The organism is Paractinoplanes rhizophilus (assembly GCF_042664765.1).
In the GTDB taxonomy this organism is placed as follows: Bacteria; Actinomycetota; Actinomycetes; order Mycobacteriales; family Micromonosporaceae; genus Actinoplanes; species Actinoplanes rhizophilus.
In genome coordinates, this window is sequence record NZ_JBHTBJ010000002.1 from 391,295 (window position 1) to 406,510 (window position 15,216).

The following is a 15,216-nucleotide window of genomic DNA, read 5'->3' on the forward strand; positions in this document are numbered from 1 at the left end:
GACGGACAACGCCGCGGCGATCGCGTCGCGGATCGCGGGCTCGGGCGACGGCCACCGCGCCATGTCGCCGGGCCCGCGCAGGTCCCGGTTCGGGCAGACTACTCGAGTGTTCCGCCTGCCCTCGCCGCTGCACGCCCTCGGCGACGACCGCCTGGCCGCCGCCGGCCTTCGCATGTTCCTCAAGCGGGACGACCTGATCCATCCCGACTTTCCGGGCAACAAGTGGCGCAAGCTGAAATACAACCTCGAGGCGGCGCGGGCGGCCGGCCACACCACGCTTCTCACCTTCGGCGGCGCCTACTCCAACCACCTTCTCGCCACCGCCGCGGCCGGTCACCATTTCCCATTCAAGACCGTCGGCATCGTACGAGGTGAGCACCGCGACCCGCGCAATCCGGTGCTGGCGGCCGCGGTGCGGCACGGCATGCGCCTCGAGTACGTCTCCCGCGCCGACTACCGCCGCCGATCCGACCCGGCCTTCGTGACGAAGCTGGCCGAGGCTTTCGGTGATCCGTACTGCATCCCCGAGGGCGGGGCCAACCGCCCGGGCGTTCGCGGGTGCGCCGAGCTGGTCGACGAGATCGACGTGCCGTTCGACGTCCTCTGCTGCTCGGTGGGCACCGGCGCGACGCTGGCCGGCGCCGCTGCCGGCCTCGCGCCCACCCAGCGGGCGATCGGCTACGCCGCGCTGAAGGGCGACTTCCTCCGGGACGACGTGCGACGCCTCCAGCAACGGCCCACTGACAACTGGGAAATCGACACCGGCCACCATTTCGGCGGCTACGCCAAGCGCACCGAGGCCCTGGACGCCTTCGTCGCGGACTTCCGCCGCCGCCACGGCATCACCCTGAGTTGGGTCTACGAGGCCAAGATGATGTACGGCATTTTCGCCGGCCTGTCCCGCTTCCGGCCCGGCACCACGATCGTCACCGTGATCGCCTAGCCTGGCCCGACGAGGATCGTCGTGGCCGAGGACCTGACCCTGCTCCGAGATCCCCGGCCTCCCGGTCCTGGTCCTGTCCCAGTACGTCGAGCGCCTCTACGCCCGCGAACTGCTGGCCGACGGCAACGGCGGCATCGGCTACCTGCTCAAGGACCGCGTCTCCGACATCGGCGACGGCTGACTCGATCAGCGCAGGTGGGAGGTCTCGTTCACCGAGCGCACCGCGATGTTCCCGTCCGGCCAGACGTCCATCGTGGAGACGCCGGCCGCGTCGAGGAACAGCCGATGTAGAAAAGCGTCCGAGGCCGCCAGCGCGTCCCTGAGGATCAACTTGATCGGGGAGACGTGCGAAACCACCACGACAACCCCTCCCGCGTACGCCTTGAGCACCGTCGCCATGGCGGCGCGCGTCCGCTTGGCCACCGCCTGGAACGACTCCCCGCCCGGCGGCGCCACCGAGGTCGACCCGAGCCACGCCGTCATCTCGGCCGGCCAGCGGGCCTGCACCTCGGCGAAGGTCAGCCCCTCCCACTCGCCGAAGTCGCACTCGATCAGGTCGTCGACCACCGTCACCGGCAGCCCGCCCACCTCGGCGGCGATCAGCTCGGCCGTCCGTACGCAGCGGCCCAGCGGCGACGACACCACCGCCGTGACGTCCCGGGAGATGCCCGCGACCCGCCCGCCGGCCGCCATCGCCTGCGCCTGCCCCTCGTCGGAGAGCCGCACGTCCCCGCGACCCGAGTAGCGCCCCTGCTTGGTCAGCGCCGTCTCGCCGTGGCGGACCAGGATGATCCGGGTGGCCTCGTCGAGCGAGGCCGGCGGCGCCCACGACGCCGTGGACGACTTGTCGGAAATATCGTCCGCGATCGACACCTCGGGCGCGGCCTTCGGGACCTTGCCCGCGGCCTCGTCCATCGCCCGGTTCGCCAGCGCGTCCGCCGCCTTGTTCCGCTCCCGCGGGATCCACTCGAAGGACACCCGCTCGAACTTGCTGACCAGCTCGGCGGCCGAGGCGGCGAGCGGCCGCAGCCCCGGGTTCTTGATCTGCCACCGCCCGGACATCTGCTCGATGACCAGCTTCGAGTCCATCCGGACGTCGACCTCGGTGGCCTTCAGCTCCAGCGCGGCCGAGAGCCCCTCGATCAGCCCCGTGTACTCGGCGACGTTGTTGGTCGTGACGCCCAGCGCCCCGTACCTCTCGAGGAGAACCTCCCCGGTCGGATGGGTGCGCACCACCGCCCCGTACCCCGCCGGCCCCGGATTCCCCCGCGACCCGCCGTCGGCCTCGACCGCGACTCTCACAGCCCCGACTCCGCGGTTCGCACCATGATCCGCCGGCATTCCTCGCACCGCACCACGTCGTCGGCCTCGGCCGCCTTCACCCGCGCCAGGTCCGCGCCGTACAGCTCGATCCGGCACCCGCCGCACCGCCCCGACCGGAACAGCGCCGCGCCCAGCCCCGACTCCAGCCGGATCTTGTCGTAGAGCGCGACCAGGTCGGCTGGCAGGTCGGCGGCGAGCGGCCCGCGGCTGGAGGACTTGAACTCCTCCTCCTTGGCGATCTCGGCCAGGGCCTCGTCGCGCCGCTGCTCGGCGGCGGCCCGGCGCTGGGTCGCGGCGTCGAGGCGCGAGCGCACCTCGTTGAGCGCCGCCTCGGCCGTCTCCCGCTGCTCCATCAGCTCGAGCTCGGAGTCCTCCAGCTCGGACTGCCGGCGGTTGAGCGTGGCCAGCTCGTGCTGCAACCCCTCGATCTCGCGCAGCGCCCCGCCCGCGTCGAGCCGCTGCTGGTCGCGGTCCTTGCGCAAGCGCACCTGCTCGATGTCCTTCTCGAAGCGGCTGATGTCGCGGTCGAGGTCGTCGACGGCCACCTGGGCGCGGACCCGCTCGTCCTCCAGCGCGCTGATCTCCCGCGAGACGGTCTCGATCTCGGCGAGCTCGGGCAGCGATTTGCGCTTGTGCGCGAGCTGGGCCAGGGCGGTGTCGATCGCCTGCAGGTCGAGCAGGCGACGCTGGGCTTCCGGGGAGGCCTTCACGGCTGGGTCTCCTTCTCCGAGGAACTGAAAGCATGGACCGTCCAGGGGTCGGTATCCACATCGGACACCACGACCTCGGCGCCGAACTCGCCGCGCAGCCATTCGGCCACCTCGTCGAGCCAGGGACGCTCGGTCGCCCAATGGGCGACATCGAGCAGTGCGGGGCCGCCCTCGGCGAGATGCTCACTGGCGGGGTGATGACGAAGATCAGAGCAAAGGTACGCGTCGACGCCGGCGCTCTTGACATCGGCGAGGAAGGAGTCGCCCGCGCCGCCGCAGACCGCGAGCGTGCGGATCGTCCGGCCGGGGTCGCCCGCGGCCCGGATCCCGGCCGCGGTGCCCGGCAGCCGCACCGCGACGAACCCGGTGAGCTCGGCGAGATCCATCGGCTCGGGCAGCTCCCCGATCCGGCCGATGCCGCGCCCCTCCCCCGCGGCCGCGCCGGTCGCCGGGACCAGCGGACGCAGGTCGACCAGCTCCAGCCGGCGGGCGAGCGCGTCGGAGACGCCCGGGTTCGCGACATCGGCGTTGGTGTGCGCCGCGTACAGCGCGACATCGCCGCGGATGAGCCGGTGGATGATCCGGCCCTTGTATGTGTCGGGGGCGATCGACGACACCGGCTTGAGCAGCAGCGGATGGTGGGACACGATCAGGTCGACGCCGGCCGCGAGCGCCTGGTCGACGGTCTCGGGAACGCAGTCGACGACGCAGAGCACCCGGGACACCGGGTGCGCGAGGTCGCCGAGCACCAGTCCCACCCGGTCCCATGACTCCGCCCAGTCCCGGGGGTAACGCCGGTCGAGCGCGTTCACCACGTCGAGGACGGTGGGTGGTGCGGCGTTGTCGGTCACGGCCGACAACTCTATCTGCCTACGCGACCGTGTCCGGCTCGACTCGGCTGCTCATCGTCACCGGATTGCTGACCGCCTGCAGTGCGCGCCGCCACGGGAACTGTCCCCGGAAGCGATCGGTCTGCCCCGGGCCACCGAGCCGGCACACGTCCTCGCCGTAGAGCACGTGGACTCCCCAGTCCCGCAGCTTCGCCAGGCTCTCGTGCAGGCTCGGGTGCAGGGCCATGACCTTGTTCGTGTACGGGACGACGGCCGTCGGCACGCCGTACCCGTAGCCCTCGACGAGCAGGCCGAGGACGAGCGTGTCGGTGATCCCGGCGGCCCATTTGTTGACCGTGTTGACCGTGGCCGGCGCGACGATCATCGCGTCCGCCTCGGGCAGCACGTCCGGGTCGCCGGGACTCTTGTAGTCGGTGCGCACCGGATGCCCGGTCTGCTGTTGCAACGCGGCCACGTCGACGAACTTCCGGCCGTCCGGCGTGGTGATCACGCAGACTTCCCAGCCGTCCTGCTGGGCGAGGCCGACCAGGATCCCGACGTCCCTGGCGATCGGCGAGCCGCAGACCAGGATGTACAGGACGCCGGGTGAGGGGTTACCGGTCATCACAGGCAGACCCACCCCTGTGCTGACCGACGTTGCGCCGCTCGGCGATCATCCGCACTCATACGCCGACTCCCATCTGCTCGGCCAGCTCCGCGATCGGAGCCGGCGGCGTGCCACGCGTGCGGCGGAGCACGTCGGAAAGGACTTCGTGGGCGAGCGGGCGGCAACGGATCTCGGACGGCGCGAGCCGGTCACCCTCCAGCAGCATCTCGCTCGCCTTCTCGATGTTGCCGATCTGCGTGTATCCGCGGGCGATGTCCAGGAAGTGGTGCGCCCGCCGCTCGGGCAGCAGCGCATGGAAGCCCACCTGGTCGATCTTCTCGTGGGCCTCCACCGCGGTGCGGCCGTCGCCGAGCTCGACCGCCGTGGCACAGCGGTGCAGCTGCACGTTGGTCGGGCCGAAACTGGTCCAGTAGTGGTTGTAGTCGCCGCCCAGCTCGAACGATGCCTGCTCGGCGCCGCAGAGCAGGTCGCGCACGGTCGCGCTGTCGCCGATGCGTGCCGCCGCCATCGCGCCGTTGAGCAGCAGCATCCCGTACACCGAAAGCCGGTCGCCCTGGGCGGGCTCGCGGCTCGGCGCGAGCCGGTTCGCGATGTTGACGTTGACCTCGAGGGCGGGCCGCACCCGGCCGAGTGCGAGCAGCGCGCTGCCGACGCGATAGCTCGCCAGGCCCGCCAGCAGCTGGTCACCGGCCCGCTGCGAGACCGCGATCGAGCGGTCGGCGGCGAGCCAGGACAGCTCGTGCTCGCCGACCTTGCGCAGCGCCGAGGAGGCGATCTGGTACACCTGCCCCAGCAGGTGAGCCGCGTCCTTGGCCTCGGGGGTGCTGGCGTGCGCGCTGTCCGCGGCCTGCGCGTCGCGCAGCAGCTTGGGCAGGGTTCGCGCCAGCACGCCGTACTTGGCGTGCTGATAGGTCAGCCAGGCGTGGCTGACCGCCTTGCGCATCTCGGTCAGCGGCGGCGAGTGCGGCACGGCCTGGAAGAACGCGCTCATCTGGTCGTAGCGCTCCAGGGCCGCGCGGATCTCCTCGACCTCTACCTGGTCGATGCAGTTCTGCGTTTCGGGCCGGCGTTCCACGTCCTTGCCCAGCAGCAGCTGGACGTCGACCTGAAGGACGTCGGCGATCTCGTAGACGACGGAGAACTTGTCGAGGCGGCGGACCCCCCGCTCCACCTTGTCGACCCAGCTCTTGGATTTTCCCAGCCGGTCCGCGAAGACCTGCTGGGACATCTTGCGTCGGCCGCGCCAGTAGGCGACGCGGCGGCCGATCGGCAGCTCGTCCACGATGCCTCCCCCGACCCGCCGGCGACCCCCGCCGGCGAGCCCTTGTGTCGGTTGCAGTGTGATCGCACCACGTCTGCGCACGTCGCACATCGTGTGTGATCGCTTGCTCACCGATGCTCGTAGTTTTCGTTGCAACTTGCAAAGGGTGGATCTGCCGAACCCAACGACGTGTGTCGCGCTTGGATACGGCGTCGGCGGCTGATATGGCTGCCGAACCGCCCAGATCGGGGGTTATCGAGCCATGCAGTGGACCGCCAATCGGCCGTTCGTGCCACCGCCGCTCGCCGACCGGCTCGACCGGCTGCGGCTACGGCGGCACGCCCTGCGGTACGCGGCGCACGGCTGGGCCGTCACTCCGGGCGCGTGCCTGGCCGGCCACCGGTTCGCCTGCGGCCGGCCCGGTTGCCCGATCATGATGTGTCACCCGGCGCTGGAGTCCTGGGAGGACACCGCGTCGACCGACCCCGGCCTGGTGTCGGACTGGTGGCGGCGCCGGCCGTACAGCGTGCTGCTGGCGACCGGCGGCCGGCTCGACGCGCTGGAGGTGCCGGCGGCGCTCGGCCTGCGCGTGCTCGGCGCCGCGCGGCTGCACCGCAGCCTGCCCGGCGCCGGCCGGGCGGACGCCCTCGGCCCGGTCGCGGTGACCGCGGCCGGGCGCTGGATGTTCCTGGTACGCCCCGGTGAGCCGCTCCGCTCCGAATTGGATCATCGGCTGGACGTGGTGCGGCACGGCTGCGGATCGTGGATCCCGGCCCCGCCCAGCCGCATGCTCGAGGGCCCGGTGCGCTGGGCCGTCCCGCCCGAGCGGACACAGTGGCGGCTGCCCGCCCCGGCCCTGGTGCAGACGCTGATGGCCGACGCCCTCGGCGCCACACCCGCCCCGCGCCCGGTCGTGCCCCGCCAGCTGTCCACCGCCCGGCGAGGCACCTGACCTTACCCGCGGCGGAAAACCCCAGAAGAAACCCCGGAAGGAGGCCGAGAGCGTCCCACCGACCGCCGGATCGTTGACCTTGCTGGCGGACGGTAACGGGGCATGGGCGGGGGCACGCATGTCGTCAGACAAGGTAGTTGCATTCCTGGTGACGGTCGAGTCACACAATGGAATGAATTCGCGTGACCGTGGGGCGGGCACCCGCCCACGCGGATCACGTCCCGCCGGGTCGCGGCCGCCCGGAACCCCGAGGCGCTACTGATCGGCCGGGGCTCGGCCGGTCGGCGCTCAGCCGGTCGGCGCTCAGCCGGTCGGCGCTCGCACTGGCGCGACGCGGTCGTCCAGCGCGCGGTTGGCGCTCACACGGACGCGACGCGGTCGTTCAGCTCGCGGTAGGCGCTGACCACGGCCGCGGTGCGGTCGGCCAGCTCGGGGCCGGCGTCGGCCGGGCCGGTGCCCGCGCCCAGCCGGGCCAGGGCCAGCTCGGCCTGCCGCGCGGTGGCGCCGATCCGCTGCTCCTGCAGGAACGACTCGCCGGCCAGGGCCGCATCGTCGATCGCGCGCAGGATCCGGTTGGCCTGCTCGCCCGTCTCGAGCCACAGCCGCTCGGCCCGGTCACGCTGCTCGGCGAGCGCGAGAACGGCGCGGCTTCCGTCGGGGACGTCCTCGTGACGTACGCCGTCGAGCCCCGCGCGAAGCCGGCGGATCTCCTGCCGCCGGACCAGCACGGCGGCCAGGTCGTCGAGGGCCTGGGTGAGCGAGCGGTCGGCCGATCCGGGATCGATCATGCCGGGCAGCCCCGGCCAGGTGTGCCGGACGCGGCGGGCCGCGGCGACGGCGTGGGCGAACGCGGCGCGCTCCGCCCGGGTACGCAGCACCCGGGCCTCCCCAGGAAGGGCGAAAACGGCACGCTGGGCCCGGCGCCGATCGAACCGGCCGAGGGCCGCCACGGCGCCGGCGATCACGCCCGCGAGCAGCCAGCCCGGCACACCCGCGACGAACAGCAGGGCGCCGGCGAACAGCAGCGGCAGGCTCACCCGGGCCAGGAAGGTCACCCGGACCTCGCGGCTGCGCCCGCTCGGCGGAACCGGCTGAGACTCGATCAGGCTGCCGGTCCGCCGGCGGCGGGCGCGCCCGGTGCGGGTCCGCAGCGGGTACGCCGAGACCACGGTCTTCTCGGCATCCGCGCCGACGTGCAGTTCCGCCGTCACCGGTCCTCCCCTCCACCGATCGTGCGGTGGCCCCGTTTCCCGGGCGGGCCCGATCGCCGAGGGGAATCCGACCGCGGCCCGCCCACCGCCGGGGCATCCCGCCGGCACCAACACGATCGGTACCGGGGGTGGCCGGGTTGAAGGTTCCGGGGGTGCGAGAGGGTTCCGGGGGGTGCGAGAGGGTTGCCGAGCGCGACCCCCCAAAAACTGTCAGAGCCCACCCCTAAAGTCACCCCATGAACGACACCACACTCCAGAGATCGCCCATCACCCTCGACCGCCGCCTCATGATCGGCGACACGGATTACCAGGTCACGGCCTTCCCGGCCGACGATCACCGCATCGATCTGTGCATCGTGAGCAGCGACGGCGACGGCCAGGTGGTGAGCGAGATCAGCGGCGGCCTGTCCCCCGCCGACCTGGTCGGCATCACCGACGTCCTGACCTCCACGCTGGCCGGCCTGATCGCGATGACCAGCCCGCCGCTGTCCACCCGGTCCGACCCTCCGCCCGAGCGCCGGGGCCGCCACCCCAACCAGGGCGCCCGCTGGACCGCCGAGGACGACGCCCGTCTCCTGTCCCGCTATCGCGAGGGCGCCCGCCTCCGCGACCTGATCGACGAGTTCGGCCGCAGCGCCGGCGGCGTCCGCTCCCGCCTCGATCACCTCGGCGAGCTGCGCCAGGGCGACCCGTGGGGCACGGCGCCGGCCCCGCAGCCCCCGGCCGACGCTGAGCCCCCGGCCACGTCCCAGCCGTCAGCCCAGCCGCAGTCTCCCGCTCAGCCGCAGCCCTCGGCCCAACCGCAGTCCCCCGCTCAGCCACAGTCCCCGGCTCAGCGGCAGTCCCCCGCTCAGCCGCAGTCCGCCGCTCAGTCCCAGTCCGCCGCTCAGCCCCAGTCCCCCATTCAGTCGCAGTCCGCCGCTCAGTCCCAGTCCGCCGCTCAGCCCCAGTCCGCCGCTCAGCCCCAGCCCACCGCTCAGCCCCAGTCCCCGGCTCAGCCGCAGCCTTCGCTCGAGACCCAGCCCTCGCCCGACACCCAGCCCCCGATCGATCCGCGTCCCGCGCCCGGTGGCCCGTCCCCCGCGGCCGCACCGGCACCGTCCTCCTGATCACCCCGCACGCCGGCCGGCGGTCCGTGGCGACCGCCGGCCGGTGCCTCAGCGGTAAAGCGCCTTGGCGTAATCGGGCCCGTAATAGCGCTCGAGCTCGGTCAGGTCGGCCTCGGGTTGCTCGAGGGCCTTGGCGATCTCCGGGCGCGAGGGCGCGGCGCCCGACTGCCACGTCTCGGGCCGCCACAGGTCCGACCGCAGGAACGCCTTCGAGCAGTGGTGGAAGATCTCGTCGATCTCCACGACCAGCGCCAGCACCGGCCGGTGCCCGCGCACCGTCATGGCGTCGAAGAACGCAGCATCGCGCACCAGGCGGGCGCGCCCGTTGATCCGCAGCGTGTCGCCACGCCCGGGAAGGAGGTAGATCAGCCCCACGTGCGGGTTGTCGATGATGTTGTGGAAGCCGTCGGCCCGGCGGTTGCCGGTGCGCTCCGGGATGGCGATCGTCGTGTCGTCGAGCACGTGGGTGAAGCCGGGCGGATCGCCCTTGGGGGAAACATCGCACGCACCGTCGGCGCCGGCGGTCGCCACCAGGCAGAACGGCGATGCGGCCAGCCACTGCCGGTCGAACGGGTGCAGCCTCGGCCGCACCTTGCCGGCCACCCGCGGGAGCGGGGTGCCCAGAATCTCGCGGATCTCGTCGTGCGTGGTCACCTCGTGCATGGCCGCAACACTAGGGAGGGGTGTCACACGAGGGCGAGCCATTTGCGGTAGTGCTCGCCGAACGGCTCGTCGGCGGCGGTCAGGGCCGCGCGCAGTTCGGCGGCCCCGCGCAGGGCGCCTTCGACGATCGCGTCCGGGTATCCGAGCGACAGCCGGTGCTCCTCGAACTCGTCCTCGTCCTCCACCTCGACCCGCCCGTCGGCCCGGTAGCGCACCAGGTCGATGTCGAGGTCCACCACGGTCAGCTCGGCCGGCCCGGTCCACTCGGCGGGCGTGGTGACGTCGCAGTACATGTCGCGCGCGTCGGGCTCGGCCAGGCACATCGCCATCCACCAGCCCTGGGCCGGGATGAGCCGCACGGCATCGGCCCGGGTGATCCCGGTGGGCCGATCACCGTAGTGGTAGCTGACCACGCTGCCGCGCGGCGTGGCGATCCAGGTGCCATAGGCATCCTCGCCGAGCAGCCGCCCGGCAACTTGCCGATGCGGCCGCCCGCCGAACTTCCGAAGCACGAGATCGACCGCCGTCACGGTCCGAGGCTACCGCGATCACGATAAGCAATCAGCCCCGCCCGCCCCCGCTATGACGAAAAACTCAGACAAATCCGCAGTCCAGCGAGCCAGCCCACCCAGCGAGACCACCCTGCGCAGCACGACCAGCCCGCGTAGCGAGGCGAGCCCGCGCAGCGCGACCAGCCCCGCCCCAGCGCGACCAGCCCACTCAGCGCGACCAGCCCACTCAGCGCGACCAGCCCCGCCCCAGCGCGACCAGCCCACTCAGCGCGACCACTGCCCCGCGGGGTTTCCGGGGGCTTGGCCCCCGGAGCAGATATGACAAGGCCCCCCGGTCCGCGCTTTCCGCGGACAGGGGGAGCCTGGGACTTGTGGGCGCGGCAGGTTTCGAACCTGCGACCCCTCGCTTGTAAGGCGAGTGCTCTCCCACTGAGCTACGCGCCCGGATCTCCGGAGTCGTCATCGTACCTTGCGGGGATCAGTCCTTCAGCGCGGCGATCGCCGACCGCCAGGCCCGCTGGTCGCGCGGCGATCCGGGATCCACTTCCTCGGCGAAGAGGATCACGCCGCCGCGGTCGATCAGGAAAGTGCCTCGGTTGGCTACGCCCGCGTCGGCGTTGAAGACCTCGTAGCGCTGGGCCACCTCGCCGTGCGGCCAGAAGTCGGCCAGCAGGGGGAACTCGAAGCCCTCCTGGAGGGACCAGATCTTGTGGCTGTAGACCGAGTCCACGCTGACCGCCAGGACCTGCACCGTCTCATTGGCATAGCGGCCGATGTTGTCGCGGATCTCGGTCAGCTCGCCCTGGCAGGTGCCGGTGAACGTCAACGGGTAGAAGACCAGCAAGACCGCCTTGCGATCGTGGAAGTCGCGCAGGCGTACCCATTGATTGTTTTGATCTTTGAGGGCGAAATCGGGAGCGGAGGTTCCCGGCTCGAGCGGCATGAGGCACACCCTAACCGGGCCGGCGCCCGCGGACGCCGGCCGGCACGGAGGCGACAGCGGGCTACTTCTTCTTGGCACCCCGGGGGGAGACGAGACGGGCGCCCGTCCAGTCCTTGCCGGCGTTGACCGTCGAGGTCTGCTGCAGACCCGCCGTGGGGGCGGACTCGCTGATCTCGCTGGGCTCGACGTGTCCGTCGCGGCCGGCCTTGGGGGTCAGAAGCCACACCACGCCGTTGTCGGCGAGGGGGCCCAGGGCATCGGTGAGCAGCTCGAACAGGTCACCGTCACCGTCGCGGTACCACAACAGCACCGCGTCGACGACCTCGTCGGTGTCCTCGTCCACCAGCTCTCCGACGCGTTCGGTCAGGGCGTCACGGAGGTCTTCGTCGACATCGTCGTCGTAGCCCATCTCCATGACCACCATGTTCGGCTCGAAGCCGAACCGGTCCGCCAGGCTGCGTACGCCGTCGGCCTGACCAGCGGTCGCGCTCACTGTCTAAGTCCTCCTAGCCGTTGAATTGCCGTGAACCTGGGGGTAGTCCACACACTCGCGGCCCCTTGCGCAAGTGGCGCACCGGGTGTGTGGCAATTTACCGTGCCAGCAGGGCATGGGCACCCTGTGTGATGGCATCCTCTCCCACCAGCACCTGTTGTGCGGCCGGACCGAGCGGAATCAGCGAGTCGGCCGACGCCGTCCGCCGGGCCGCGCCGACGAAACCGCCGTCCACCAGGGCCGCGAGAATCCCCTCCCCGACCCCGCCCGAGCGGCGCGTCTCGTCGACGATCAGCACGCGGCCGGTGGCGGAGGCCTCGCGCACCAGATCGGCGGCCGGCAGCGGGCTGAGCCAGCGCAGGTCGACCACGCGCGAGCCGTACCCCTCCTCGGCCAGCCTGGCCGCCACCCGCAGCGACATCCGCAGGCCGTTGCCGAACGTGACGATCGTCAGATCGGCGGCGTTGCCGACCGGATAGGTGCGCGCCCGCCCGATCGGCACGTGCTCGCCGGACCACTGGTTCGGCGGCGAGTAGGGCGCCAGCCACTCGTTGTCACCCGGCTCGTAGAGGTCGCGGGTGTGATAGAGCGCGATCGGCTCGAGAAAGACGCAGACGCTGCCGTCGGCCGCGGCGGAGGCGAGGCAGGAGCGCAGCATCGGCGCGGCGTCGGCGGGCCGGGCCGGCACGGCGAGGACCAGACCGGGTACGTCCCGGAGCACGGCGACCGAGTTGTCGTTGTGGAAGTGGCCGCCGAAGGCCTGCTGGTAGGCCAGCCCGGCGATCCGGACGACCATCGGGTTCTTGTACGCGCCCTGCGAGAAGAACGACATCGTGGCCGCCTCGCCGCGCAGCTGGTCCTCGGCGTTGTGCAGATACGCCAGGTACTGGATCTCGGGCACCGGAAGCAGCCCGTCGACGCCGGCGCCCAGCGCGAGCCCCAGGATGGTGGTCTCGTCGAGCAGGGTGTCGAAGATCCGCTCGGCGCCGAAGCGGTCCCGCAGCCGCTTGGTGACGCCGTACACGCCGCCCTTGCCGGCCACGTCCTCGCCGAACAGCAGCATCCCGGGGTTGACCAGCAGGGCGTCGGTGAGCGTCGCGTTGATGGTCTGGGCCAGGGTGAGCGGCCCGGACTGCTCGGGCAGCTTGCCGTCGAACATCTGCAGGCGCTCGCGCGCGCCCGGCCCGGCCGCGCGGGTGGCGACCTCGGTGATCTCGTGGGCGACCCGGAGCGGCCGGCGCGGGGCGAGCGGTGCGACGATCTCGGCGACGCCGGCCAGCTTGGGCTCGCCGAGCACCTCCTCGGCGACCTTGCGGACCTGCCAGCCGACCTCATCGTACCGGGTGACGACCTCGTCGGGCGTGCGCAGGCCGCCGGCCACGAGCAGGCGGGCGGTGGCGATCAGCGGGTCGCGCTCGAGGTCGCGGTTGATCTCCTCGGTGGAGCGGTACGCCACCTCGGCGTCGGCGCCGGCGTGCCCCATGAGCCGGACCGTGGACAGGTGCAGCACCGCGGGGCGCCGCTCGCGACGGACGAAGCCGGCCGCCTCGACCGCGGCGTCGTAGGTGGCGGCGAGGTCGCAGCCGTCGGCCGAGGTGTAGCGGACGCCGGGACGGGTCGCCAGCATGGCGGCGAGCCAGCCGTCGGGCGACGGCACGCTGACCCCGATGCCGTTGTCCTCGCAGATCAACAACAACGGCAGCCGTACGCCGGAATGCTCGAACCAGCCGGCGGCGTTCAGCGCCGCCGTGGCCGTCGCGTGGTTGGCCGAGGCGTCTCCGAAGGAGGCGACCACGATCGAGTCGGCCGGCCAGCGCCGCTGCGAGCCGCGCGGACGAGCCAGCGACCAGGCCAGCCCGACGGCGCGCGGCAGGTGCGACGCGACGGTCGAGGTGGTCGGGATGATGTTCAGGTCGGCGCTGCCGAACACCTTGTGCCGGCCGCCGGCGATCGGCTCGTGCGCCGAGGCGACGACGCCACGCAGCACGTCGCGCGCGGCGTCGGCGATGCTCTTGGCGCGGGCGGCGAAGAAGGCGGCCGAACGGTAGTGCAGCAGGGCCGGGTCGGTGGGCAGCAGCGCGGCCGCGACGCCCGCGTTGCCCTCGTGGCCGGAGGACCCGATGGTGTAGAAGCCCTCGTTGAAGCTGCGCAGCCAGCGAGCGGCCAGGTCGAGGTGGCGGCTGGCCAGCTGGGCGTCGAAGAGCTCGAGGGCACGGGCGCCGGTGAGCAGGGCACCGGCGCGGACGGCGTCGGCCGGGTCGCGGCGCGCGCCGGGATCGGGCAGCGCGGAGACCGCGTCGCGGAAACGCTCGTCGAGGTTCTGCGGGGTGGTCACGCGACCCAGCATTGCGGACCGGAGCCACTGCTGCCACCGCCCGTGTTCCACGGTTCGGTCCACACCGTCCTGGACAATCCTCTTAGGCTCGCTTGATGCGTACCGAAGTGATCACAGTGCGGACCGGCGGGTCGCCGGTCGTCCGGGACATCACCGCCGACGCCGAGGCGTTCGTGCGGTCCGAGACGGACGGGTTGCTGCACGTGTTCGTCCCGCACGCGACCGCCGGGCTGGCGATCATCGAGACCGGGGCCGGGTCGGACGACGACCTGCTGGCCGCGATCGACGAGCTGCTGCCGGCCGAGGACCGCTGGCGGCACCGGCACGGGTCGCGCGGGCACGGCCGCGACCACGTGCTGCCGGCCTGGATCCCGCCGTACGCGACACTCCCCGTGATCGGCGGCCGGATCGCGCTCGGGACCTGGCAGTCCCTGTGCCTGGTCGACACCAACAGCGACAACCCGACGCGTCAGGTCCGGTTCAGCTTCCTGCCCGGATGACATCGACCGGAACGAAGTTACTGGTCAGTATATGTGTCCCGGATCGCGGACACCCCGGGTAGGCGTGACGATGCCCACCGCGAGGGGGCAGGATGGAGTTCAGTCCGAGCGACTCACACAATGGGCCGCCCGGTTCCGACACCCGACCAAGAGGATTGCCTGTGGCCACGGAGCGCAAGCGCCCGGTGATCAGCGATGGACTGCCGAGCCAGCTTCCCGACATCGACCCCGAGGAAACCAACGAGTGGGTCGAGTCGCTCGACGGAGTCATCGACGAACGCGGCGCGAAGAGAGCCCGTTACATCATGTTGCGCCTGCTCGAGCGGGCCCGGGAGCGACAGGTCGGCGTGCCGCCACTGACCTCCACCGACTACATCAACACGATCCCGCCGGAGCAGGAGCCCTGGTTCCCCGGCGACGAGTTCGTCGAGCGCCGCATCCGGGCGTACATCCGGTGGAACGCGGCCATGCTCGTGCACCGCGCGCAGCGGCCGGAGATCGGCGTCGGCGGGCACATCTCGACGTACGCGTCGAGCGCCAGCCTCTACGAGGTCGGCATGAACCACTTCTTCCGCGGTAAGGATCATCCGGGCGGCGGGGATCATATTTTCTTCCAGGGGCACGCGTCGCCGGGGATGTATGCGCGGGCGTTTCTGGAGGGCCGGCTCGGCGAGCGTGACCTGGACGGGTTCCGGCAGGAGTTGTCGCATCCGGGTGGCGGGTTGCCGTCGTATCCGCATCCGCGGTTGATGCCGAATTTCTGGGAGTTCCCGACGGTCAGTATGGGTCTGGGCCCGTTGAAC

General features: G+C 71.8%; 15 protein-coding genes, 1 tRNA gene and 2 pseudogenes. 6 read left to right on the forward strand and 12 right to left on the reverse strand.

Going from position 1 to position 15,216, the window contains the following annotated elements:
- The first annotated feature begins 106 nt into the window (after positions 1 to 106).
- Positions 107 to 943, forward strand: coding sequence for a 1-aminocyclopropane-1-carboxylate deaminase/D-cysteine desulfhydrase (locus tag ACFQS1_RS05715; protein ID WP_378965000.1), 837 nt, complete (start codon positions 107 to 109; stop codon positions 941 to 943).
- Positions 944 to 989: 46 nt separating this feature from the next.
- Positions 990 to 1,115 (forward strand): annotated as a pseudogene (locus ACFQS1_RS05720) (DNA-binding response regulator); the annotation flags it as partial.
- Between the two features lie 14 nt (positions 1,116 to 1,129).
- Here the strand turns inward: ACFQS1_RS05720 and ACFQS1_RS05725 are convergent.
- The 5 genes from ACFQS1_RS05725 to ACFQS1_RS05745 are packed head-to-tail and all read right to left on the reverse strand — an operon-like array spanning position 1,130 to position 5,716.
- A complete protein-coding gene (locus ACFQS1_RS05725) occupies positions 1,130 to 2,284 on the reverse strand; it encodes a bifunctional RNase H/acid phosphatase (protein WP_378965002.1) in 1,155 nt (384 codons plus the stop codon).
- Complete coding sequence (locus ACFQS1_RS05730; protein WP_378965003.1) at positions 2,242 to 2,976, reverse strand: zinc ribbon domain-containing protein; 735 nt, start codon at positions 2,974 to 2,976, stop codon at positions 2,242 to 2,244. Before ACFQS1_RS05730 ends, ACFQS1_RS05725 begins: the two co-directional genes overlap by 43 nt.
- A complete protein-coding gene (locus ACFQS1_RS05735) occupies positions 2,973 to 3,836 on the reverse strand; it encodes a Nif3-like dinuclear metal center hexameric protein (protein ID WP_378965004.1) in 864 nt (287 codons plus the stop codon). The genes ACFQS1_RS05730 and ACFQS1_RS05735 overlap by 4 nt, the downstream gene beginning before the upstream one ends.
- A 10-nt stretch (positions 3,837 to 3,846) precedes the next feature.
- A complete protein-coding gene (locus tag ACFQS1_RS05740) occupies positions 3,847 to 4,431 on the reverse strand; it encodes a flavoprotein (RefSeq protein ID WP_378965005.1) in 585 nt (194 codons plus the stop codon).
- 58 nt (positions 4,432 to 4,489) lie between these two features.
- A complete protein-coding gene (locus ACFQS1_RS05745) occupies positions 4,490 to 5,716 on the reverse strand; it encodes a helix-turn-helix domain-containing protein (RefSeq protein ID WP_378965006.1) in 1,227 nt (408 codons plus the stop codon).
- A gap of 241 nt (positions 5,717 to 5,957) precedes the next feature.
- On the opposite strand from ACFQS1_RS05745, the gene ACFQS1_RS05750 reads away from it, so the two are divergent.
- A complete protein-coding gene (locus tag ACFQS1_RS05750) occupies positions 5,958 to 6,647 on the forward strand; it encodes a bifunctional DNA primase/polymerase (RefSeq protein ID WP_378965007.1) in 690 nt (229 codons plus the stop codon).
- Positions 6,648 to 7,006: 359 nt separating this feature from the next.
- Here ACFQS1_RS05750 and ACFQS1_RS05755 read toward each other — a convergent pair whose 3' ends face one another.
- Complete coding sequence (locus ACFQS1_RS05755) at positions 7,007 to 7,858, reverse strand: hypothetical protein (protein WP_378965009.1); 852 nt, start codon at positions 7,856 to 7,858, stop codon at positions 7,007 to 7,009.
- A 236-nt stretch (positions 7,859 to 8,094) separates the two neighbouring features.
- On the opposite strand from ACFQS1_RS05755, the gene ACFQS1_RS05760 reads away from it, so the two are divergent.
- Positions 8,095 to 8,967: a hypothetical protein gene (locus tag ACFQS1_RS05760; protein ID WP_378965010.1), complete on the forward strand. Its 873-nt coding sequence runs from the start codon at positions 8,095 to 8,097 to the stop codon at positions 8,965 to 8,967.
- 48 nt (positions 8,968 to 9,015) lie between these two features.
- Here the strand turns inward: ACFQS1_RS05760 and ACFQS1_RS05765 are convergent, their stop codons facing one another.
- From ACFQS1_RS05765 to ACFQS1_RS05790, 6 genes are all read right to left on the reverse strand, one after another.
- Entirely contained in the window at positions 9,016 to 9,630 is a 615-nt protein-coding gene (locus ACFQS1_RS05765) for a pyridoxamine 5'-phosphate oxidase family protein (protein WP_378965011.1), read from the reverse strand.
- Positions 9,631 to 9,653: 23 nt separating this feature from the next.
- On the reverse strand, positions 9,654 to 10,160 hold the full coding sequence (locus ACFQS1_RS05770) for a DUF402 domain-containing protein (RefSeq protein ID WP_378965012.1): 507 nt from the start codon (positions 10,158 to 10,160) through the stop codon (positions 9,654 to 9,656).
- A 354-nt stretch (positions 10,161 to 10,514) separates the two neighbouring features.
- Positions 10,515 to 10,586, reverse strand: a tRNA-Val gene (locus ACFQS1_RS05775).
- Between the two features lie 34 nt (positions 10,587 to 10,620).
- The gene (locus ACFQS1_RS05780; RefSeq protein WP_378965013.1) at positions 10,621 to 11,085 is read right to left on the reverse strand and encodes a peroxiredoxin; all 465 of its coding nucleotides are present in this window, start codon (positions 11,083 to 11,085) and stop codon (positions 10,621 to 10,623) included.
- A gap of 61 nt (positions 11,086 to 11,146) precedes the next feature.
- Positions 11,147 to 11,578 (reverse strand): DUF3052 domain-containing protein, encoded by a 432-nt coding sequence (locus ACFQS1_RS05785; protein ID WP_020516653.1) that lies wholly within the window; start codon positions 11,576 to 11,578, stop codon positions 11,147 to 11,149.
- Between the two features lie 97 nt (positions 11,579 to 11,675).
- The gene (locus tag ACFQS1_RS05790; RefSeq protein WP_378965046.1) at positions 11,676 to 13,925 is read right to left on the reverse strand and encodes a thiamine pyrophosphate-dependent enzyme; all 2,250 of its coding nucleotides are present in this window, start codon (positions 13,923 to 13,925) and stop codon (positions 11,676 to 11,678) included.
- An 83-nt stretch (positions 13,926 to 14,008) separates the two neighbouring features.
- On the opposite strand from ACFQS1_RS05790, the gene ACFQS1_RS05795 reads away from it, so the two are divergent.
- Both ACFQS1_RS05795 and ACFQS1_RS05800 read left to right on the forward strand, forming a co-directional pair.
- Positions 14,009 to 14,413 carry a YjbQ family protein gene (locus tag ACFQS1_RS05795; RefSeq protein WP_378965015.1) on the forward strand — a complete coding sequence of 135 codons (405 nt, stop codon included), beginning with the start codon at positions 14,009 to 14,011 and terminating at the stop codon, positions 14,411 to 14,413.
- A 161-nt stretch (positions 14,414 to 14,574) separates the two neighbouring features.
- A pseudogene (locus tag ACFQS1_RS05800) lies at positions 14,575 to 15,216 on the forward strand (pyruvate dehydrogenase (acetyl-transferring), homodimeric type); the annotation flags it as partial.

Bases quoted from the DNA above. Each gene is read 5' to 3' on its own strand.
- ACFQS1_RS05725 (WP_378965002.1), bottom strand. From the start codon at position 2,284: ATGCCGGCGGATCATGGTGCGAACCGCGGAGTCGGGGCTGTGAGAGTC.
- ACFQS1_RS05740 (WP_378965005.1), bottom strand. From the start codon at position 4,431: ATGACCGGTAACCCCTCACCCGGCGTCCTGTACATCCTGGTCTGCGGC.
- ACFQS1_RS05750 (WP_378965007.1), top strand. From the start codon at position 5,958: ATGCAGTGGACCGCCAATCGGCCGTTCGTGCCACCGCCGCTCGCCGAC.
- ACFQS1_RS05760 (WP_378965010.1), top strand. From the start codon at position 8,095: ATGAACGACACCACACTCCAGAGATCGCCCATCACCCTCGACCGCCGC.
- ACFQS1_RS05765 (WP_378965011.1), bottom strand. From the start codon at position 9,630: ATGCACGAGGTGACCACGCACGACGAGATCCGCGAGATTCTGGGCACC.
- ACFQS1_RS05780 (WP_378965013.1), bottom strand. From the start codon at position 11,085: ATGCCGCTCGAGCCGGGAACCTCCGCTCCCGATTTCGCCCTCAAAGAT.
- ACFQS1_RS05790 (WP_378965046.1), bottom strand. From the start codon at position 13,925: ATGCTGGGTCGCGTGACCACCCCGCAGAACCTCGACGAGCGTTTCCGC.
- ACFQS1_RS05795 (WP_378965015.1), top strand. From the start codon at position 14,009: ATGCGTACCGAAGTGATCACAGTGCGGACCGGCGGGTCGCCGGTCGTC.